Source organism: Paenibacillus sp. 2KB_20 (genome assembly GCF_052115765.1).
Lineage (GTDB): Bacteria > Bacillota > Bacilli > Paenibacillales > Paenibacillaceae > Paenibacillus_AQ.
This window is the reverse complement of sequence record NZ_JBFRHH010000004.1, coordinates 491,759-514,631: the sequence shown is the minus strand read 5'-3', so window position 1 is coordinate 514,631 and position 22,873 is coordinate 491,759. Positions and strand designations below refer to the sequence as shown.

Here is a 22,873-nt window from a genome sequence, read left to right as displayed (position 1 = left end):
CAACGATAGCTGATCCACTGAAGCAAGGCCGTCGATGATGTCGACGGCCTTCTGTTTGCCCTGATTTATTTCACATTGCACTCTTGCAACCCGGAGCAGGCATCGGTATTTCAACCACTTACATGATCGTCCGGGCTTACCCGGTTTACTCCGGTGTTCCTTGCGTGACCCCATGAACATACGTCTTCCAAGGGGTGTCCAGTGCTCCTTGCCCCGGGTTATAGGTAAAGAAGTACTCGACGGTATCCCCATGCTTCAGGTTGTTGACAGGGTAGGTATAGTTACCGTTCCCCGTTGGAGCCATGGCTACGTTTAACTGCCCGCCATTATTGATCTTATAATGTAAATCGGCAAAGGTTGCGCCATTGACATAGAACAGCAAGTCATCGCCGATCTTCTTCAGGCCCTTCACCTCATCGCCGATGACGATCACGGTGGATGATGCCGGTACAACGGTGATCGTGGCGTTGGCTGCTTTATTGCCGTCAGCGGTCTTCGCCGTGACGGTTGTTGTACCCTGAGCGAGTCCGGTCACGAGACCGTTCGGACTCACGGAAGCGACGCTGGAACCGGAAACGGACCAGGTGACCTGCTTATTCGTTGCATTGGACGGTGCCACGCTGGCATTTAATTGAACACGCTGCCCGACTTCGACCTGTGTCGTGGTCGGACTCACTGTTACGCCGGTAACCGGCACGTTTCCTGGATTCTGGCCGCCGCCTTCCCCTTCTTTATACACACGCACATAGTCTACCTGCATCGTTGCAGGGATATCGGACGGATCCGGGGTCCGGCCGCCATCAAAGGTCCCGCCGATCGCTAGATTCATAATGAGGTAGAACGGCTGATCGAAAGGCGCATTTGGATTGTTCGGCGCCGCTGCGGAATACCATTGATCCCGGGTCACTTTAAAGAAGAACTTGCCATCCACATACCATTTAATGTTGTCCTCTTCCCAGACTACGGAATAAACATGATAGTCATTGGCAAAGGTTTGCCCTTCAGGGAAGTGATATTCACCGGAAAGATACCGGTTCGTCGGCCATTGTCCCCCAAAGTGTACGGCGCCGCTCGTCGAGCCTGGCAAGCGTCCTTTTGCTTCCATCACGTCGATTTCACCGGATGATGCCCATGTTCCATACACATTATCCTGGGGAAGCATCCAGAGCGCAGGCCAGATGCCGTTGCCTGTAGGCAGCTTTGCTCGGAAGTCCACTCGGCCGTACTTGAGGGAAAAATGATCTTTGGTGTTAATCTTGCCGGAGGAGTATTGTGCATACCGACTTGGATCCTGCGGGAAGGATTTTGGCTCGTTCAAAGCCTTGATATTAAGTTTTCCGTCCTGTACAAAAACATTTTGTGCACGATCGGTATAATGCTGCAGCTCCGAATTGCCCCAACCCCATGTATTGGGATCGTCATTGAGATAATAACCTGTTTCATAATTCCATTTGCTCTGATCGAGCGCGGTTCCATTAAATTCATCTTGCCAGATGAGATTCATACCCTCGATGGCTGGGTCGTTTGGCGTTCCGATCGGAATATCCTCCTGATCGGTTACATCCGGCCGGGGAGCATCTGGGTTGCCAATCAGGGTATAGTTGACGAAATTGCTGCCCACACTTCCACCTGCCTGTCCATTTAGTGGATAGCCGATACGGATCTGCATATCCACCTGGATCGGCTGGAACCACAGGCCATAGATATGGTCCGCCCAATATCCCCACTGGTTGGCAGCGGACATGTTATTGTAGCCATTAGCGGAGTAAACGAATCCGCTCTGACTTGAGTTATCCAGATCCACCCATTGCCCGTTGATGTTAATCTGGTATACGAAATTGCCAAGCTCCGTGCCGATTGGCGCACCCCCATCAATCTTAGGCAACGGGATGCCGATAGCGCCGCTCGCATCGGCTGTAAAGGTCGTTCCTTCATAAGGCGTAAGGACATAAGAGTTTCTTACGGGCTCATTAAAGGAGATGGTATAGACGATGTTAGCCGAAGAGGTCTTTGATTCTAATTTGACGTTAATCGATTCCGTTACATTAAACCAGTAGCCGCCTCCTCCGTCAGTGAATTGGCCAAAATTTTGATCATAGATCCAGCCGCTGGCTGCATTGTTGTCGATATCGATCCACTGGCTGCTGTTTACAGGCTTCACATACACTTTCAAATCATCTGCTACGGCCGCATAGGTTATGGCCGGATCATTGTTGAAAATAGGATAGGTAAAGCCGGCACCGCCCGTAAACCCTGCTGTAATTTGCGGTCCTTGGGTCGGGGTCATCGCGGTGATGGTTGTTTTGTTGATGTTTTGAAAGACTAGTGAATATTCAAGCTTGACCTCATTGGCTTTGGAGTACAGCTGAATTTCGGTTGTTGTGGAGAGCGTGAACCAATAGCCGGTAAAGCCGCCGTCGTTCCAGTGCCCCCAGTTCTGGTTATAGACAAAGCTGCCGACACTGTCGATATCGACCCAGCTGCCATTTACTTTCACCTTTACTCCCAGGTCCTGGGCAACATCATTCCAGGTGGCAGAGCCTCCGTTGAATATCGGCATGACAAAACCGTAGCTTGCCTGGCCAACCCCTGATTTGGTGATGACAGGCCCGTCTGCAGCTGAAAAGTAAGACATCGAGGTTATGGTGGTTCCAGCAGTCTCAGCAGCCTGAACCTTCGAAGTCGGCAATAGGCCGATGCTAGCCAGCATCACGACCGCCAAGAATAAGCTCAATACCCTTTGCCTATACCGCTTTTCCGAAGTTTGTGATCGCTTCATAAATACCCTCCCTTAAGATAAATGAATTCCCCAGCATATGCGAATAAAGGAAAACGCTTACAATGGAGACATCTTAATTCTATCGAATTTCATATTCAGAAGGATAGGTACCATTTTTTTGGTTGGGCCCCATTATTTCGGGTTTATATGAATGAGCGCAACGGTCATCAAGATCCAGTTGGGATGAAGACGGCGCATTATGGCCATTCCTTGCGGGATGGCCATACATTGGCTTACAGGTAAATCCTTCGGGCTTCCTCATTGAAGAATTCGATCACGTTCGGATACTTGGTTATATCGATCTGGTTCTGCCTCATCATCTTCTGAATAAAGATGGCATCAGTAAAAATGTAATTGATGATCGCTTCGCACCATACCGGAGTGCCTTTAAAGTAATCGACCAGATCATCAATTTCATCAAACTTAAAATAAAGGATATAACAAACGTAATTCTGGAGCAGCATACGGAAACAATGCTGTCTATAGGGGTTCAGACGATTGTCCGAGAGAAAGTCTTTCATAATACCGAATAACGTTGTTTTATTCTCGGCGTTCATATGAATCAAATCATCAACGTTATTGATCAGCTGTAATAGTACGTCTAAACCCTCTTCGGAAGGCATGATTAGCTTGGGTGATTTACCCTCGATGGACCTTAACAGCTCCAGCGTGAGATCCTTGCAGGCATGAATTTCATGAGGAACGATGAACAGTTGGTCTCTATGCTTGTCGAGATTCTCGCTATAGTAATCGTGATATACAGTAAAATAATGCTCCATAAGGATATTGGTTTTCGTATGAATCAAATCTTGCCCGTTGAATGAAAAGGCGTAGAGCGTCTCCTCATTAACCGGGTGAGCATACAGGTAGAAAAAGAAAAAGAAGTCCCTTAATTGCTGCCTCTGCTCCTCGTTCAACCCGGAGGCATCCGTCAACTGAGCCAACTGAAAAAAGCAGTAGTTCTTCATAAAATCATTCATGGCAAGGAATGGATTGGTCCTTACGATGGATGTCGTCTTGTTGATCGTAAATAACAGGTAAAAGAGCACGAGTTCGTCATAGACGTCCAGATGGTTAAAAAATGCCGAGAGCACAGGTTTCCAGTCCGGGCTCACAACATAATGGGGATCTCGGGGCTGTAATTCGTACGCCCACTCAACAAAGGCCTCATCTTTACGTTCGACAAAGAACAATTCAGCGCCATCTTCCTCAAGAAGTCCATATTCAAAGCCGTCCAATGGAACGGACGGCAATCCTCTATTGAATTTTAGATTCAGATATTCATGATAAAGTAATTGAAGTTTCATCCCTCATATCCTCGGTTTCATTTATAATTTAGGTCCATATACATATTCAACATATAGAAGGGCATTCCTCTGCTCGTCGATATCATAAATGCAGTGTGCTGACTTGTCCCATTCCGTTCCGTTCCATTCCAAATCGTAGTTTAGTATTTCCGTTTATGCGTTCGGTCAGGACGAACGGATGTCGTTTCTCATTTCCTGCACCGTCCGTCATGCCGCGCTAGGAAAACGATGATGCACCGTCCGGTTGCATGAACGGAGTTCAGGATTGGAGGGCTTCGGAAAGGGCGCGATGTATTTCTTTGAGCTTCATAACGATGCAAATTTCAATTGCCGGGTTTACGGAAAGGGTGTACACTGGGTGCCGAAGTGACCATTATAGAACAGGGTGTGTTTCATATTTTCAAACTGCGCCAATTCTATTTAAATCATCTAAAGCGAAAAATGTTCAACAAAATCGTTGTGCTGTATTCAACCGTCATGATCGTGCTGTTCGCGATTGCGGCAACTCTGGTTTATCAATACCAGACGCAGCGTATACTCCGTGAACAGACCGATGCGAATCTCAAATCCGCGCATGTTCTGAATATTTATTTGAGTCGGCAGTATGAGGGGATACAGAATATATTTCAGCAGATATACGGAGATGCCACGCTGAGCGATGAGCTGATCTATTTTTTGAACCATGAATATGAGAGTTACCTGAAATACCGGCTGGATTTGTACACAAGGACAGGGGAGCAGCGTTTAAGGTCTTTCAATACCTTGCTGAAAAATTATCTGGAGCAGGAGTCAAGCGCCAGAAGTGTGTCAATCTACAGCTATCCGAACAATTTTTATATGCATATCAGCCGGACCAACCAGCAGTTGAACAATGAAGCGGGTTCCAAGAACAAGTGGGAGACCTGGTTCGCCCGCCGGGAGCAGCACAGCTGGGATACCATGCCTCAAAACGAGTCCTCGGGTTCGTCCGGAGGTTCCAGTCCAAGATCGTATTCCTATTCGAGAGAGCTGAAGGATCCGTGGACGCTGAATCGGGTGGGGATGATGAATGTGGAGTTCGACGCTCGGCAAATTTCATCCTGGCTGGAGAGCCGTGCTTCAGTAAAAGGCCGAATTCTAGTATTGAACGCACAGGGAACCGTGATTTACGATTCGGAGGATGAGTACTACGGCCAAACCTATCCCTACCACCTGGAGCAGGAAAAAGCCGGGGACTGGGTGGAGCTGGATGAACCCTCCAAAGTAAACATATTAAATGTCGGCAATGCGGGCCTGTCGGTGGTGGGAATTGTGTCGCAATCCCTGATCGAAGAAAGCACAGAGAGTTTAAGAACCGGACTGATCCTGGTCACCTTTGTGTTTATGGCGGCTAGTTTCGCGATTACGTTTACGATCGTTCGCAAGTTCTCCAAAAAAGTGCAACGGATTATCCGCTCGATGAACCGGATCGGCGAAGGGGATCTGTCGACGCGCATTCAGATGTCCGGCGAAGACGAGCTTCAGCAGATTTCCCGCCGGTTTAATGACATGGGCGACCGTTTGGAGCAATATATCGATAAAATGTATACCTCGGAAATCAAGCAAAAAAACGCGGAGCTGGTTGCCCTGCAATCCCAGATTAACCCCCATTTTCTATATAATACGCTCGAATCGATACGCATGAAGGCGTATTTCGTGGGGGCGAAGGAAGTGGGTCAAATGATATACAGCTTGTCGGTCATGTTCAAGAACATGGTGAAAAAAAGCACGGTGGTTACCGTTGAAGAGGAAATCGACATGTGTTCCGTTTATCTCGACTTGTTCCGCATTCGCTATGACGGACGGCTGGAGACGGAAATCGAGGTGGATTCGGAAATCCAAAATGTCAGCATTATCAAGCTACTGGTCCAGCCGATCGTGGAGAACTATATCGTTCACGGATTTCGTCCGCTGGAAGACAACAATAAAATTTCAGTCCGAGCTCATGGGGCAGGGGACCGGGTCGTGATCATCGTATCGGACAATGGAACGGGCATACCGGAGGAAAAGCTGACCCAAATCCGCGGCACGCTGGATAAGGTCCTCCAGCCTCCCGACAAAGGTTACCGTTCGATCGGGCTGATGAACGTGCATGAACGAATCGTGCTGAATTACGGAAATGATTACGGAGTGACCATAAACAGCACGGAAGGACAGGGAACCGAGGTCCGGATGGAAATACCGATGCTTCGCAAGGGGGAGACGACATGAGGAAGGTATTTTTTGTTGATGACGAGCCTTTGATTGCTCAGGGCTTGGCCACCATTGTGGATTGGCAGAATTACGACCTGCACGTAACAGGTTCGGCCAACGATGGGTTACAAGCGCTTGAGCGGTTGAGGGACGAGCCGGTGGATTTGCTGATCACGGATATTATGATGCCAAGAATGAACGGGCTCGAGCTTATCAAGAAGGTTAAAGAAATGCATCCCCGCACCAAATTTATTGTGCTGAGCGGGTACGAAGAATTTGAATATGTGAAGGTGGGGATCACGCTCGGCATTCAGAATTACATTTTGAAGCCGATCAACATCGAGGAGCTGGAAGCCACCATTAAGCATATCCGCGGCGATTGGGAGCGCGAGGAGTTGAAACGGTTTCGCTCCGAGGAGGATTGGAAGATCCTTCGAAGCAATATTTTGCAGCGATGGGTCAACGGCGAAATTAAAAGCTCGGAATTAAAACAAAGAGCCGAACTTCTCGGCATTCCGCTGAATTATGTGTCTTACCAGGTTTATGTTTTGCGGCTCATATCCGACGAACGCCCGGTATCCCAGCTTTATCGCTTAACCAGCCTAGCCGATGAATATTGCCGGGCTTTTTCGGAAGAGCTTGGGGGAGATCATGAGGTAATTTGCTTTCCCGATGCAGATGACGACATCGTCATGATGTCGGTCGCGATGAATGAACGGAGAGATGCAGCACGGGAGGGCATGAGAAATGCCATGGCTAAGCTGCGAGAGCTGACTGGCTTGCGCATGTGGTGCTCCGAAGGGAATGCGGGACTCAATGATTTCAAAGATATTCAGGAGAGCTACAGGAAAGCGAAGGGCCATTTCAACGCCTGCCTGATTGCCGGAGATGACATGACCCTTTACAGTCCGCCTGCGGAACCGGAGACCGTTCAGGCTTCTTCGCCGTCCGCTCGTCCCGACACGTTCGCAAAGCTGCTGATCGAAGGAGACGTTCCCTCCTTGCAGGCTTATATCGAGTCCGTTCTCGGCGATGGCAGTGGGGAGCAGACGGTACCCCGGGGAACCTGCTTGAATGCGGCAGTCCAACTGATGATCGCGGCGAAGGATATGGAGAAAAACCCCGATTACAGCGAGATATTTACCCCAATGCACCGGATTAATACGCTCCAGGGTCTCCGAAATCATGTATGGTGTATCGTCGAGCGCAGTCTAGCGCGCCTGCAAGAAGCGGATCAGGGCTATAGCCTGCATGTCTCGTTTCTTGTGGAACAGGTGCAGCATCATTATCCGGAAGAGCTTTCTCTGAAGACGCTCAGTCAGCGGCTGCAGATGCATCCGAATTATTTGGGGCAGCTTTTTCAACAGGAGGTCGGCGCAAGCTTCTCGGATTATTTGAATCAGTACCGCATCGAGAAAGCAACGCAGCTCCTCTTACATACGGATCAGAAGACGGCGGATATTGCGTTCAGCGTAGGTTATACGGACAGCTCGTACTTTTACAGGCAGTTCAAAAAATATACGGGCGTATCTCCAACCGAAATGAGGTCCATGTATCGGATCTAAATGAACAGTAAACCATTAGCGACAGGCTCAGGGTGGATAACCTTTTGGCCTGTTCTTTGCTGTTTTTGGGGGATTCTTTAATTTATCCATCCCGTTCTAGTATTTTTCAACTTGAGCACGATAGCGCTTACTTGGCACAATGATAGTAGTTAAAGGGCGAGTGATAGAATAGCCGCATCGACAAAGATCATGGGGGATCTTCTACAACAGTCGCATCACTTGTATTTAACAGGGAAGAGGAGGAGTGCTCATGTCGGGGTTCATCAAAAAGGTAATACGCAACCGGTTTATGCTGCTGATGATACTGCCCGGAACCATCTGGTTTCTTATCTTTGCTTACTTGCCTATGTTCGGCACCGTTCTCGCTTTTAAGGACTTCCGTATAAGTCCGGACGGCTTTTTCGCCAGCGTGTTCAACAGCGAATGGGTAGGGTTCAAAAACTTCGAGTATCTGTTTACAACCAATGATGCCTATATCATTACGAGAAATACAATCCTATACAACCTGGCTTTTATCATCCTGGGTCTGGTCTTTGCAGTGGGCTTTGCGATCATGCTAAGCGAGCTTGTCAACAAGCGGACGGCCAAGGTATATCAGACCGGCATGTTTTTGCCGCATTTTTTGTCGTGGGTTATTATCAGTTATTTTGCGTTCACCTTCCTGAGTGTGGACAAAGGGACGCTGAATCAAATCATTACCTATTTCGGAGGAGATCCGATCAGTTGGTATTCAGAAGCGAAGTATTGGCCCTTCATTCTCGTTTTTGTCGGCATCTGGAAAGGCGTGGGCTACAACAGCGTGATTTACCTGGCCGCTATTACAGGGATCGACAAGTCTTATTATGAAGCGGCTGTCATCGACGGAGCCACCAAGTGGAAGCAGGTGCGATACATAACGATTCCGCTGTTGAAACCGCTGATGATCATACTGACCATATTGGCAATCGGGGGCATCTTCCGTTCCGATTTCGGATTGTTCTATCAGCTTCCGAAGGATTCGGGCGCCTTGTATCCGGTCACGAATGTTATCGATACCTTCGTTTACCGTGGACTCATCAATATGGGAGATATCGGAATGAGTACGGCGGCGGGCTTGTACCAATCACTTGTAGGATTGATTCTGATTCTGGTCGCTAACTATATCGTCCGTAAAATTGAAAAAGATCATGCGATCTTCTAATCCGAGGGAGGTGTACCTATAATGCCGCAGCTATCCACGCAAACCGCGAATCCGCCGGCAAAGCGTTCAAAGAAGAGAGACTACAACGCCATCTCCCCATTGTGGAATACGATTTTCAATATCGTGATCGGCATTTTCTCGTTCTCCTGTATCTTTCCGTTTCTATTTGTTATTATTATTTCCTTGACGGATGAACAGACGCTGGTCTTGGAAGGTTTTAGGCTGCTGCCGAGTCAGTTCAGTACGGCAGCGTATGAATATATTTTCGAAACGGGAGGCGAATTGCTATCCTCATTCAGCTTAACGCTCCTGGTCACGGTACTGGGGACGCTGGTGAGTCTGGCTTTGGTTACGACTTATGCCTATGCATTGTCCCGTCGAAACTTTGAATTTAGAGGCTTTTTCAGCTTCCTTGCATTCTTTACCATGCTGTTCTCAGGTGGTATGGTACCTGGTTATATCGTGATGACCCAGTTTCTGCATCTGCAAAACACAATCTGGGCGTTGATATTTCCTTTATCCTTGAGTGCGTTCTCCATCATTGTCATGAGGACCTTTTTCCAAACGACGATTCCGGATGAAATTATTGAGTCCGCCAAAATCGATGGCGCCGGCGAATTTCTGACCTTTATCCGAATCGTGATGCCGGTCTCGCTGCCGGGGATTGCCACAATTGGTTTGTTCAGCTCTTTAGGGTACTGGAACGACTGGTTTAACGCCTTGCTGTATTATAACAATCCGCAGGCAACGCCTCCGCTGCAGTTCATGCTCATGAAGATCGAGAAGAACATGGACTTTCTGACGCAGAATGCGCAAAATATCGGTTCATTCGATGCAGCAGCTGGCCTGCCGACAGAGACGGTGAGGATGGCGATGGTCGTATTGGCGACACTGCCGATTGTTATGGCGTATCCGTTCTTCCAACGATATTTTGTCCAGGGCCTGACCGTAGGCTCGGTTAAAGGATAATTTCAAGCATAATTTCATAAGGTTGTACCCGCATCGCACACTGCCGGAGAAATCCGGCTTTGATGTCTCATGTGTGTAAGCGGTGTCAATATAGCGTTAACCATTAAGTGATACAGGGGGAAAAACACATGTTTAAGAAAAAGGTTTCTATACTGTCCCTTGCTCTTGTGCTTCTGCTGACGGTCGTATTGTCGGCTTGTGGCAGCAAGGAAGGCACTAAGTCGAGCGAACCCTCGAAGGAAGGGGCAGCCGTTCAAAGCGACGGTACAGTCGATGTATCCAAGCTGGATCCGGTCAAACTGAAAATGTACATGATCGGGCCGAACCAGAAGGATCTTCCCGTGGTTCAAGAGGAGATCAATAAATATCTGACGGAAAAAATCAATGCAACGATCGAGATCAGTATGATCGACTGGGGCGATTACAGCCAGCGGATGCAGGTTATTACAAGCTCCGGTGAGAATTACGACATCGCCTTCACTAGCTCATGGGCGTTCGATTATCTCCCAAATGCAGCAAAGGGCGCGTTTAAGCCGTTGAATGACCTGCTTGATCAATATGGAAAAGGCATTAAGGAAACGCTGGATCCTCGTTTCTTGGAAGGTACGAAGGTCAACGGCGTGAACTATGGCATCCCGGCCAACAAGGAATTGGCACAACAGTTTGTATGGCGCTTCAATAAGAAGTATCTGGATAAGTACAACCTGGACATTTCCAATGTAACGACGCTTGAGGATCTCGAGCCGCTTCTGAAAACGATTAAAGAGAGCGAGCCTGCAGATATTACACCGCTTGCTGTACCGAAAGGCTTTAAGCCGTACTTGCCGGTTGATTTCCCGCTTGGTGATGAAATTCCGATCGGTATGTACCTTGACACCAAAGACTTTAAATTTGTGAACCTGTTGGATTCACCTGAACTGAAATCGGCTCTGACCACGATGCGCAAATACTATAAAGCGGGTTATGTGCGCGAGGATGTAGCGACACTGGATGGCATTGATAACATCAAAACCGGCAAATGGCTCGTGGACCGCGAGATTACCCAGCCATACGCAGAGCTCGGCTGGTCCAGAAACGCGAAATATGACATTGTGACGAGACCGATGCATGATCCTGTCATTTACACCAGCTCCGCAGCAGGCTCAATGATGGCGATTTCTTCTTACTCCAAAAATCCGGAGCGGGCGATGATGTTCTTGAACCTGCTTAACACAGATGTGAAACTCCGGAATATGATTCAATACGGTTTGGAAGGAACGCACTACAAGAAGCTTGAAGAGCCGTACATCGAGGATATGCCTGCTATGCAAGAGAGCTATGCTATGCCTGGATTTGCGCTCGGCAATATGTTCCTGACGTACCTTCATGAAGGCGAGCCTAAGGACAAGTGGGAAGCATTCGAGAAATTTAACAGCTCCGCTGTAGTAGCTCCTACGTTTGGCTTTAACTTTGATACGGCTCCGGTAAAAACGGAAGTTGCGGCTATCACGAACGTAGCGAAGGAATTTATTCCTGCACTGTATACCGGCTCCATCGATCCTGAAGAATACTTGCCAAAAGCAAAACAAAAGTTCCAGGATGCTGGAATTGACAAAGTTATCGCTGAGGCTCAAAAGCAGTTTGATGAGTGGAAAGCTCAAAACAAGTAATCCATAAAAAGTGTATGAGGGTAGAAACGGCTGATCTTCACGGCCGTTTCTCTCTGTCATATCTAGAAATCATAAACATAGGAGGTTGTTCCATTGAAACGAATCAAACCGGATTATTTAACGAAAGCCCAGTGGAAACGCAGAATGACGGTATGGATGAGCACGGCAGTGCTGGCCGCGTCCCTGACGGGTTTTGCTGGAGAAGTCGAAGCAGCACAGCCTCACTCGTCATACTGGTATCCGAACACGCTGCTGGAATGGTCGCCGTCTAAGGATAAGGATGCGCTTTTTAACCGGGGAACGGTGAAGCTGGAAGATCAGCGTATCCAGGGCAATAAGGTAAACCGCAATGCCAAGGAGGAAGTGAAGGTTTTATCGATTGCTTCCATGTATCCAAGCACAAGCGGAGCTCCTTCCCAAGGCTCGGAGAAGTTCCATACCTATACGTTCAGTAACTGGCAGTATATCGACAAGCTGGTGATGTGGGGCGGCTCGGCAGGCGAAGGATTGATCGTTCCCCCAAGCGCCGATGTGATCGATGCGGCTCACAAGAATGGCGTACCTGTTTTTGGAACCGTTTTCTTACCGCAAACCGAGCATGGAGGCAAGATCCAATGGCTGCATGATCTGTTAAAGCAGCGGGAGGACGGATCCTTCCCCGTGGCAGACAAACTGATTGAGGTTGCAACGTATTACGGATTTGACGGCTGGTTTATCAATCAGGAAACTCAGGGAGGAACGCCAGAGGATGCCGCCAAGATGGCTGAATTTTTAACGTATCTTCAGCAGAAAAAAGCGCCGGGCATGGAAGTGATCTGGTACGATTCCATGATCAAGGAGGGACCGGTGAAGTGGCAGGGGGCCTTGACGGATAAGAACGAGATGTTCTTCCAGGCGGGAAATCAGCCGGTTTCCGACAATATGTTTATCGATTTCCGCTGGCAGTACAAGGATGAGAAGAACGGCAAATACGATTACATCACGCCGTTCTTAAATTCCCCGGCTAAAGCGGCGGAGCTTGGTCGCAGCCCGTATGATCTATATGCTGGCATCGATGTGGAGGCGAACGGCTACGAGGGCAAATTCAATTGGCCGGTTGTGTTCCCGGAGGGCAAGAAAGCTACAACCTCCCTTGGCATTTACCGTCCGGATTGGGCGTTTAACAGCTCCGAAACCCATGAGGAGTATATGAAAAAGGAGCAGGTTTTCTGGGTGGGACCTGGAATGAATCCGGCCCATACCTCGCAGCCTGAAGGGACCGATCCGCTTGGCTGGAGAGGGATTGCGAATGATGTGGTTGCCCAGACCGTGCTCACTGACTCCGAATTTGTCACCCATTTCAATACCGGCAACGGCCATATGTTTGCAGTGGACGGCAAAGTGATGCGGAGCAGCGACTGGAGTAACCGGAGCCTGCAGGATATTTTGCCGACCTGGCGCTGGATCACGGAGCTAAGCGGCAAGGGTGAAGCCCTCAAGCCTGGATTTGATTTTAGCAAATCCTACTACGGAGGCAGCTCGCTTCAGGTGGCGGGTGACGTAAGCAAAGGCTCATCTACTCATATCAAGCTGTATAAGGCGAATATCCCGGTTGAAGCGACGACGGAAGTATCGCTCGTCTATGCGGACAATGCGAAGGACGCCAAGGTAAAGATCGGTTTGGCATTCTCCGATGCGCCGGATAAGTATGAATTTTTCGAGCCTGGCAAGTGGACCGCCACGGGCGCGGATCAGGATTGGAAGCAGGGAAGCGTCAAGCTGAACAAGTATAAAGACCGCACGATCGTGGGAATCTCGCTTCAATTCGAATCTGCCGCGGACATAGCGGATTATCGGGCCAATATCGGCAAACTGGCCGTTACGCAGGTGAATGATAAGGCGAAGAAACCGCACCAGGTGACCGATCTTCAGGTGATCGAGAACGACTTCCGGGACGGAATATATGGGGATGCGCGGTTGTCTTGGAAGGCACCGAAACAGGCTGAGGACGTGATGTACTACCAGGTGTACCGGGTTCATCCGGACGGCAAGTACGAGTTGATGGGCATGACGGGGAATACCGTGTATTACGTGCCGGAAATGAAGCGGCTGCTGAAAGAGCAGGCAACCAAGATGGTCGTGATTCCGGTGAACCGTCATTATGAACAAGGAAAAGCATCGTCGATAAGCTTTGACTGGCCGGAATATCCGAAGCCGGTTGCAGCCTTCAAAGCGGATAAAACGCTGATCGCACCAGGAGAAACGGTGCAATTCACGGATATTTCCTCGGAAGTAACGGAGTCCTGGAGCTGGAGCTTCCCAGGTGGACAGCCAGCGTCCAGCACGGAGCAGAATCCTAAAGTGACATATCCGGAGGAAGGAACGTACGAAGTGACGCTAACTGCTAAAAATAGCGTTGGCGAGGACTTGGTTCGGAAGAAGCTCATCACGGTTACACGGGAAGCGGAGAATGGCGTTGGCAACCTTGCCCTTGGCAAGAAAACGTCAGCATCCAGCTTCGTGAATGAGAAGGAAGCACCTCAATTTGCGGTGGACGGTAATACGGCTACCAAATGGTGTGCTGTCGGAGACGGGCCTCACTCGATGACGGTGGACTTGGGAGCCGAGCATAAGATCAGCGAATTTGTGATCAAGCATGCGGAAGCCGGAGGCGAGCCGGCCGCGTTCAATACGCGGGCATTCTCCATTCAGGTAAGCTCGGACGGCAAGGAATGGAAGGATGCGGTATCGGTCAAAGACAATACGAAAGCGGTCAGCCGCCATGCCATCGAACTTACCTCCGCACAGTACGTGCGTCTTCAAGTAGAGAAGGCAACACAAGGCGGGGATACGGCAGCGCGGATTTATGATTTTGAGGTACTGGGCTTGAAATAATTCGGATTACGAGAAAGAGCGACTCCCTTGAGTGGGGGAACGCTCTTTTTTGGTTGCCATATCGTCGGACCCATCATAGAATCGCGGTCAAGGCCCGAGCCCAGCATGTATAGTTTTTGTATAGATAGGGCTGCTAATCTGATGTAGGACACTATTTGGATGTTGCGCAATTGACGCATGCCGAGGTAAGAGCACGGATTGCAAGGCTACTGAAATTGACCATCCTGGTCGATATATAATGAAGCAACTCAAACAACCATTGATGACATGAAGGTCGTCAATGGTTGTTCTTTCATGGAGCAGTGCCTACATTAGAATGGATTAGGAGTGGAATACTTCTTGGCAAACGACTCACCAAAGTACCAAATGACAAAGAGTCATATTATCTTGTTAATAGGGATATTGTTAGTCATTCTATCGAGCCTGCGCATGTTGTGGATGGAATTGTTGCCTCATCAAGAGCAGGTGTCCATTACGAATGGGCAATTGGATTTGCGTGATTGGAATGCTGAAAATGGCGGCATTCTCTTGCTTGATGGGCAGTGGGAGTTTTATCCCTCGCACTGGTTGCTGGATGATAGCGGGCAGGATGTATCAGGGGAGCTGGAGCCCAGACTGATTTCGGTTCCGGGAGGATGGAATGAGGCTCTGCATGGTGAAGAGTCAACTTCCTATGGATTTGGGACCTATCGACTGCGAATTCTTGTAAATCCGGAGAACGACATGAATTATAGCATTCGTGTATCCAACGTGCGTACTTCATCCGAAGTATACGTAAATGGCCGGTTGCTTGCCAAATCCGGTCGGGTAGCGGAAACGAAGGATGAATATACGGCGAAGAACCTGCCTTATTCTGCAAGCTTTACGGCAGACGACAACGGCGTCATCGAAATGGTGATTCAGGCGGCAAATTATGTGGATAGTCGGAGCGGCGGCATTGCCAGGTCCATTAAATTCGGTTCGGAAGCAGCCATTGGGAAAGAAATGAAACTCTCCGTTTCCATGCAGACGCTGGGAGCTATCCTATTTTTGATGCATTCGGTTTATGCGCTTATTTTATTTTTACTGGGAAATAGGGAAAAGAGGCTGCTTTATTTTTCTTTGCTGACCTTGTGCGTAACCCTTTCGAGTGTATTGAGTACGGATGAGAAGTTGTTCCATCAATTATTCTACATCGGCAGCGATTGGGATTTTCGGCTGTCCAATGCGGCGTTCATGATTGGATGCTATGCGTTGCTGGAATGTACCACTCATCGCGAACTCCCTTATTGGAGCAGGGTTTATCCTGTTTATAATGTTATGATTATTGGGACTGCCGGCTTGACCTTGTTCTTGGCTCCGCCTCAGGTGATCATGCTCTTCCAAGTATATTTTCTATTGGGCTTTACCACAGCAATCATCACGATCATTGCCATCGTAAAAAAGGTAATCAAGGGTATCAAAGACCATCTGTTACTGCTTTTTTCCATGCTTGCGCTGGTCCATCATTTCCTTTGGGCGCTAATCTTGCGGGAAAGCGCTTTGAGCGTTGCCCATTATCCGTTTGATCTGATTTTTTCGATGGGATGCTTGGCCGCCGTATGGTTTAAGGGGTATTTCAACATGCATGCCAACACCAAGGAGATTGCCGCAACCTTGCAAAGAGTGAATGACCATAAAGATCAATTTTTGGCGAATACGTCCCATGAATTTAAAAATCCGCTTCATAGCATCCTTAACATGTCACAGTCCGTTTTGAACAGGGAAGGACATTTGTTACAGGATCGAAGTGTCAAGGAGCTCGAAACGGTACTATCCGTAGGACGTCGGCTAACACTCATATTAAATGATTTGATTGATGTGATGAGTCTGCGGGAAGGCAACCCACGTTTACAGAAAAAAGTCATATCGATTCAGCCGATCATAACGGGAGTCATTGATATGCTGCAATTTAATGCAGAGGTGAAGTCTGTCAACATTGTAAATCAGATTCCTGAGGATTTTCCTCCCGTCATAGCGGATGAGAACCGGGTGATTCAAATCGTTTTCAATTTGCTTCATAATGCCGTGAAGTATACGAATGAAGGGGGCATTTCGATTCAGGCTTTGGCAGAGGACGGAAGAGCGTATGTTGTTATTGCTGATACCGGGATCGGCATGGATGAGGACATGCTGAAACGCTTATTCCTTCCGTACGAGCAAGCCAGCGCGAGTGAGACCATGATTGAAGGCGGCTTTGGGTTAGGCTTAAGTATAAGCAAGCAGCTCATTGAACTTCATCAAGGTACGTTAGAGGTGTCCTCTGTTTTAGGAGAAGGCTCGAAATTTACATTTTCGTTAAAGCTAGCGGGTTTGAATGCAGAGGAGGAAGAAGATGTTGCCGACTCATTCAAATCCATAACATTACAGGCAGTGTCGACTCAGGAAACAGCCTCAATTGTTCTGGAAAAAGAGGACATTCCGTCAGCGGAAAAACAAACAACCTTTATTGCAATGAATCGTGATCGTCCGCTCTTATTAATTGTGGATGATGATCCTGTTAATCTGCAAGTGCTCGAAGCCATACTCCCGCCTGACGATTATGATGTAACGATGGCAACGAGCGGTAAGGAAGCATTGGCTATGCTGGACACGAAGGAATGGGATCTGGTCATTACCGATATTATGATGCCGCAGATATCGGGATATGAGCTGACACGAAGAATTCGAGAGCGGTATACACTTACCGAGCTCCCAGTGCTGCTCCTTACCGCAAGAAGCCAGCCGAAGGATATCCAAAGCGGTTTTGTCGCAGGAGCAAACGATTATGTGACAAAGCCGGTGGAAGCATTAGAAATCAGATCGCGGATTGAAGCGCTAACGACGATTAAACAAACGGTACGAGAACAATTGCGATTGGAGGCGGCATGGCTGCAAGCGCAAATCCAACCTCATTTCTTATTCAATGCATTAAGCGCCGTAACCGCTCTAAGTGACATTAATTTGGACAAGATGCGTCATTTGCTTGATGAGTTCAGCAATTTTTTGAGGTATAAATTTAGATTCCAAGATACGGATGGACTTGTTTCGATCAAAGAGGAGTTAAGTCTAGTGCGCTCATATCTATACATCGAAAAGGTCCGGTTTGATGAGCGGCTACAGGTGGTTTGGGAGGTTGATGACTGCGAAGAGTTAAAAATCCCTTTCCTCTCGATTCAGCCTTTGGTTGAAAATGCGATAAGACATGGCATTATGAAGCGGACTCGCGGAGGGGAAATACATATTCGAATTTCTGTCCATGACACGCTTACAGAGATAACGGTTCAAGACAATGGGATCGGAATGGACGAAGTTCAATTGCAACGGATATTGGAAAGGAAAGCAGATCATAGCTCAGGAGGAGTCGGCTTGATCAATACGCATCAGCGATTAAAGCGGCACTTCGGCACAGGACTTCATATCAAAAGCACGTTGGGCAAAGGGACTAAGGTAACTTTTTACGTGCGCAGCGTAACGTAGAAAGTGTTATTTTATCGATACGAAAAAAGCCGAAGCAATGAAGCATTGGAGCTGCGGCTTTTTTTCTTACCGGGGTTTGTGCGCCGATGTACGGTGTCATTACTACGACGGAAATGAATGTTATAGAGAATCTAGGAAAAAGTGCGGTATATGTGGAATAGGTATCAGAATTATTAATGAGTCTAAATATTTGGCGGTGAGATGAATGGATAGATTGAAGAACAGCGGATTTTATAAGAAACCGGTCACACGTTTATCTGGAAAAGCGGTCACAACGGTACTATAAGTGTGATCGATGGCGAATACGATATAACCGTGGCTGGCAAGATGTTCAGCCTGCGACGTATGCAAAATTCTGCCGACCCCCATGCCGTGTGACAGCAGTACCACTGGATACGGATTAATCGCCGGATGTAAATCGGTATGGATAGATGAATTGGCCCGGCTGTATTTCCAGTAGTCGAGGGCGGGAGCGGGAAGGCCCAGATATCCGGAATAAGCTTGCATATAGGTATGGAACAGCCCTCTATCTTTAGGGAACACCGTATTCTTCTCTCCGCTTTGACCAGACGCCGCGGCAGGGTGCCATACCTGAACGATAAGTTCCCGTTTGTCGCCCTTCTGCTCGGTAAACGTTTCTTCCCGGTCGGTATCGATAAAATGGAACGTTTCCGTTCCCACACTGAATTCGCCTGAAGGCTTCGGTAAATGAAAAACCGGCAGCAATACCGATAAGGCAACCGATCCACCCAGCAAAACAATAGATAGGGCTAATATCATGAAACGCAGCGGTTTCGTGATCTTACTGCGCCTGAATAAGAGGAGGGCGACAAGCAATGCGGCGACGATATAGACTGGGATCATCTGCCACCTATAGCCTTCAAACAGCAGTTGAGCGGCCAACAGTGAACCGCAAGCGATGCCGGCTATAGTCCCTATCTTCCGGTTGATTGTGTTACGGAACAGTGAGACCATCAGCACCAAAACGCAAGATGTGACCAACAACATTTCCAATACTCGCATACGTTCTCTCCCTTGTTGCTCCATTTTCTTTTATCGTAACGGATCAAGGTTAAAACGAACGGCCAGATCTGTTTAAAAATGGTTTAAATATGGGGTACGTGAACTAAAAATAACCTTTGCTGACATAGAAGTTAGCAAAGGTTATTTTTATGCTTTCATTATTTTTCAAAAAGCTCTTCGGCTTCAAGCAGAAGCAGTAGCTCCGCAATCGCAGGGGCTAGCTTATCGTTATCATTCATCACCGCGGTGAAAAGAGGGATCGCCTCCCTTAACAGCGCATAACTGAAGTAATAATAGCTGATAAAGGCCTCCGACTCATAGCCAGGCGGCGTCTCCTCCTCCCATCGCGATTCATCTTCTTCCTCGTTCTTCGGCCATAAGTACTTTTCATCCAGCAGTTTGTCCATCGTCTCCAGCGTATGCTGCGAATCCATATACTCCACGGTTATGGCAGAGGCTATGGCCATGTACAGCTCAACTTCCTCCGAGGTGACCTGCTCTGGTGTCCGCTTGGCAAGCTCGCGCAGGAGTATAAGCAGGGCCCACGGCGTTGTCTGCCACAGGGTCCCTTGATGCTCGATCAGGTTGGCCAATTCCTCATACTGCCCGGTTTCCATGAGCCGCGGAATGTCCGTTCCTCTTCCATAGGCGGTCGTCAACCGCTGCCATGGAATGATGGTTGTCGTTTGAGCCAAAGCGTTCATTTCGATCTCCTCCTTCAAGTCATAAACAAGGTGAGCTATGTCCGAGGATGTTTACAGCCATCCTTTATCCTGGGCGATTGCCACGGCTTGCTGCCGGGATTCGGCCGCAAGCTTCTGTATGGCTGAGGAGAGGTAGTTGCGAACAGTTCCTCTCGTCAGGAACAGGGCTTTGCTGATCTCGCCGGTGGTCATGCCTTCCTTGGTTAAGCGAAGCATTTCGATTTCCCGTTCGCTGAGCGGGTTCTCTTCCTTCATGAAGAGTGCGGCCGCCAGATCGGTGCTCACGACCCGCTCGCCCTTCATGACCCGCCGGATGGCTGCGATCAAGAAATCGATCGGCTCGTCCTTTAACAGATAGCCCTCCACCTGCGCATCCATCGCTTTTTGCAAATAACCCGGGCGCGCGAAGGTCGTCACGATCATGATTTTGCAGGGCAGACCTGCTTGACGTATGGACTCGGCCAATTCCAGGCCGCTGATATGAGGCATCTCGATATCGAGCAGGCACACGTCCGGCTGATGCTGCTGGATCGCGTCCCAGGCTTGCTGCCCGTCAGGCACCTCAGCCACGACCTCGATGTCATCTTCGAAATTAAGCAGTGAGGCGAATGCGCCGCGAAGCATTTTTTGATCTTCCGCAATGACGATTCGAATCATGAAGCATCCTCCTTTTCATGCCGGCGAAGCGGGAGGTCCAAGGATACCCTGGTGCCTCCCTCAGGCGACGGGGCGATGGTGAAAGAGCCGCCCAGCGTCTTCATCCGCTCCATGATCGACGGGATGCCGTTTCCGTCGCTGTTCCCCGCCAGCCCCACGCCATCATCCGCGATAAGGATTCCGAAGGCATGGTCCTTCGTTTCCAGCATAATCGTGCACCGCTTGGCGCGGCTATGCTTGATAATGTTGGTCATGGCTTCCCGGACGCAGAGCGCAAGCATCGTTTCCTCTACGCTGGATAACAGCGGAAGCTTCTCCGGATTCTCGATGCTCAGCGATATTCCCGCCGTATGGAGCAGCTTGGCTGCATGCTCCAGCTCGGTCGACAGAGAGATGAACTTCATATCGGATACCAGCTCTCTTACTTGCTTCAGGGCGGTTCGGCTGGTATCCAGAATCTCGCTTAGCTCTCGCTTGGCTTGGGCAGAATCCTTATCCACCCATTTCGTCGCCAGCTCGCTCTTCATTTTGATCATCATGAGGGTCTGTCCCAAGGTATCGTGGAGATCCCTAGCGATTCGCTGTCGCTCCTCCTGCTGGATATACTTTGCGATCTGCTCGTTGGCTTCATCCAGCTCCCCCTGCAGGCTTTTCGCTTTCTCCTTAATGTAGATGACGATCGGATATACCGACTGAATGATCATGACCGGAAGGTAAATGGCATTGGACGTTTCGAGCAGCGGTTCCTTTCGGAAAACGAACACGAGCAGGAATGATAGGGCAATGGCGGCACAGCCGATGGCGATATGCACCTTGGACTTGGACCGACCCAGCAAGTCGGCAAAAATGACCCCGAACAGCATGGTGCTCGGCCCCGTATACACCCCGAGTACGCCTACCGCGAACAGGCCCGTCAGAACGGCAGCCAATAGCCAGCCGCCCCGGCGCCATAGCGCGACATAGAACGAAACAAGGAACAGCAGGAGCAGCAAAAGACTGCCCCACAGTCCCAGCGCCGTATCCGAACGAAACACCCGGTAGCATAAGAATACGGTCAGTACGATATCGATGAGCAAATAACTTTTGATCTGATCCCTCGGGTACAACTTATAGAACATATCAAGCCCCCAACTTTGGCTATCTTGATTCGAAGAAACCTACCGCCTGTTTGCGGATGGTCTCCATGGGTCCCAGCTTGAAGCCGCGGAGCCATAGGGACGACATGCCCAGCAGAAATGCGGAGATTACCAGCCAGATGGCGATAATGGCCGCTGAATTCAGCTTGCCGGCAAGCCCCAATCCCCAGCCGTAAAAAACAGCGGATGCGAGGATGTTCTGGAGCACATAGCAGCTTAGCGACATTTTTCCGACGTTCTCCAGACGGCGCCATAGCCATTCCCATTTCGTATATTGTATCATTCTCGCCATGATTGCTATATACCCCATGGACATCAGCGGGGCGAATAAATAGCGCACCGGTAGATCGAAAGCGCCGCCGGGGATAAAAATGAGCAAGTTGAGCGGCACACCGACAAATATCCCAAGCTTGAATAGCGTACTCCGCAGCTTTTTGCCGTTCTCATCCGGGGAGAATACCCCTGCCCGCATGAAGCGAACCCCCAGCAGGAACAGAAACACATTGGTCGGAATCACGAGGATGGCCTCCATTCGCAGCGGAAGGAAGTTTGCCAGCCGATATTGAACTTGCTCCACCCAAGTGCCTTCTTGATAAAGAGCAACGACATCATGAAAACTGCCCAGCGATACGCTTGCGCCGCTCGCCAGCATCAGTCCCGCGAGGGCCAGAATCGTAATAGCGAAGACGCTGCCGATTACGTTCATCGTACGGGCGATGAGCCGATCACCGCCCTTTACGATGAAAGCTGCAATGATTGCGGTAACTCCATAGCTCATTAAGATGTCATACTCCATGACCAATATAAAATGCAGCAGGCCTTCAAGGATTAAAAACAGAACGGCCCATAAATATACGCCAGGCCACGGCTTTCCCTTGCGCTTAGCCTGCCGATACTTCATTTCTAGGCCGACGCCAAACATGATTGTCAGCAGTCCTAGCAGCTTCCCGTTCACCAGGAATAAGACGATCATGCGAAGTAAGTCATTCGCTCCCCACCAACCGGAATGATCAAATGTTGTAATGTAGTTGAGGTCCCCCGCATGTGCGAAGATCCAAATATTCGTCCCAAGCGTTCCCAGAATCGCAAAGCCCCGCAAAATGTCCAGCAGGCGGATTCTGTCTTTTCGTTGTTCCATCTCCGATTCCCTCTCTCCTTGTTGATTCTCTCGTGTTTTTATTGTAGATGCGATCCGTTTGATGCAACATTCACACCTGTAAAGAGATCCGTATGACACGTGTCATAACATTTGGAAGAAGGGTATTGGGCAAGCGACGATGGGGCTATCGTCACCACTTGAAAATTGTGGAATAATGGTTAAGAGTATTGCCAATTGAGGTTC

At 49.0% G+C, this 22,873-nt stretch carries 14 protein-coding genes; 7 read left to right on the top strand and 7 right to left on the bottom strand.

The window, feature by feature from the left end; translation table 11 throughout:
- Nucleotides 1-145 precede the first annotated feature (145 nt).
- Together AB4124_RS14485 and AB4124_RS14480 are read right to left on the bottom strand one after the other, a co-directional pair.
- On the bottom strand, nucleotides 146-2,779 hold the full coding sequence (locus AB4124_RS14485) for a family 16 glycosylhydrolase (RefSeq protein WP_441973274.1): 2,634 nt from the start codon (nucleotides 2,777-2,779) through the stop codon (nucleotides 146-148).
- Nucleotides 2,780-3,012: 233 nt separating this feature from the next.
- The gene (locus AB4124_RS14480; protein ID WP_441973273.1) at nucleotides 3,013-4,086 is read right to left on the bottom strand and encodes a hypothetical protein; all 1,074 of its coding nucleotides are present in this window, start codon (nucleotides 4,084-4,086) and stop codon (nucleotides 3,013-3,015) included.
- Nucleotides 4,087-4,413: 327 nt separating this feature from the next.
- Here AB4124_RS14480 and AB4124_RS14475 point away from each other — a divergent pair, with 327 nt between their 5' ends.
- From AB4124_RS14475 to AB4124_RS14445, 7 genes are all read left to right on the top strand, one after another.
- Nucleotides 4,414-6,315, top strand: coding sequence for a sensor histidine kinase (locus AB4124_RS14475; RefSeq protein ID WP_441973272.1), 1,902 nt, complete (start codon nucleotides 4,414-4,416; stop codon nucleotides 6,313-6,315).
- Nucleotides 6,312-7,862 carry a response regulator gene (locus AB4124_RS14470; protein ID WP_441973271.1) on the top strand — a complete coding sequence of 517 codons (1,551 nt, stop codon included), beginning with the start codon at nucleotides 6,312-6,314 and terminating at the stop codon, nucleotides 7,860-7,862. The genes AB4124_RS14475 and AB4124_RS14470 overlap by 4 nt, the downstream gene beginning before the upstream one ends.
- Nucleotides 7,863-8,112: 250 nt before the next feature.
- Nucleotides 8,113-9,042, top strand: coding sequence for an ABC transporter permease (locus tag AB4124_RS14465; RefSeq protein WP_098749518.1), 930 nt, complete (start codon nucleotides 8,113-8,115; stop codon nucleotides 9,040-9,042).
- Nucleotides 9,043-9,063: 21 nt separating this feature from the next.
- The gene (locus AB4124_RS14460; protein WP_076323682.1) at nucleotides 9,064-10,011 is read left to right on the top strand and encodes a carbohydrate ABC transporter permease; all 948 of its coding nucleotides are present in this window, start codon (nucleotides 9,064-9,066) and stop codon (nucleotides 10,009-10,011) included.
- A gap of 128 nt (nucleotides 10,012-10,139) precedes the next feature.
- Nucleotides 10,140-11,660, top strand: a complete 1,521-nt coding sequence (locus AB4124_RS14455) for an ABC transporter substrate-binding protein (protein ID WP_339268983.1) — start codon at nucleotides 10,140-10,142, stop codon at nucleotides 11,658-11,660.
- 93 nt (nucleotides 11,661-11,753) lie between these two features.
- On the top strand, nucleotides 11,754-14,534 hold the full coding sequence (locus tag AB4124_RS14450; protein WP_441973270.1) for an endo-beta-N-acetylglucosaminidase: 2,781 nt from the start codon (nucleotides 11,754-11,756) through the stop codon (nucleotides 14,532-14,534).
- A gap of 366 nt (nucleotides 14,535-14,900) precedes the next feature.
- Nucleotides 14,901-18,011 (top strand): ATP-binding protein, encoded by a 3,111-nt coding sequence (locus AB4124_RS14445; RefSeq protein WP_441973309.1) that lies wholly within the window; start codon nucleotides 14,901-14,903, stop codon nucleotides 18,009-18,011.
- 231 nt (nucleotides 18,012-18,242) lie between these two features.
- Here AB4124_RS14445 and AB4124_RS14440 read toward each other — a convergent pair whose 3' ends face one another.
- The 5 genes from AB4124_RS14440 to AB4124_RS14420 all read right to left on the bottom strand — a co-directional run bounded on the left by AB4124_RS14440 (nucleotide 18,243) and on the right by AB4124_RS14420 (nucleotide 22,669).
- Nucleotides 18,243-19,034: an alpha/beta hydrolase gene (locus AB4124_RS14440; protein WP_430108789.1), complete on the bottom strand. Its 792-nt coding sequence runs from the start codon at nucleotides 19,032-19,034 to the stop codon at nucleotides 18,243-18,245.
- Nucleotides 19,035-19,192: 158 nt separating this feature from the next.
- A complete protein-coding gene (locus tag AB4124_RS14435; protein ID WP_430108791.1) occupies nucleotides 19,193-19,738 on the bottom strand; it encodes a hypothetical protein in 546 nt (181 codons plus the stop codon).
- A 51-nt stretch (nucleotides 19,739-19,789) separates the two neighbouring features.
- The gene (locus AB4124_RS14430; protein WP_430108793.1) at nucleotides 19,790-20,395 is read right to left on the bottom strand and encodes a response regulator transcription factor; all 606 of its coding nucleotides are present in this window, start codon (nucleotides 20,393-20,395) and stop codon (nucleotides 19,790-19,792) included.
- On the bottom strand, nucleotides 20,392-21,513 hold the full coding sequence (locus tag AB4124_RS14425) for a sensor histidine kinase (RefSeq protein WP_441973269.1): 1,122 nt from the start codon (nucleotides 21,511-21,513) through the stop codon (nucleotides 20,392-20,394). The genes AB4124_RS14430 and AB4124_RS14425 overlap by 4 nt, the downstream gene beginning before the upstream one ends.
- A 19-nt stretch (nucleotides 21,514-21,532) precedes the next feature.
- Nucleotides 21,533-22,669, bottom strand: a complete 1,137-nt coding sequence (locus tag AB4124_RS14420; protein ID WP_441973268.1) for a DUF418 domain-containing protein — start codon at nucleotides 22,667-22,669, stop codon at nucleotides 21,533-21,535.
- Between the last annotated feature and the right edge of the window lie 204 nt (nucleotides 22,670-22,873).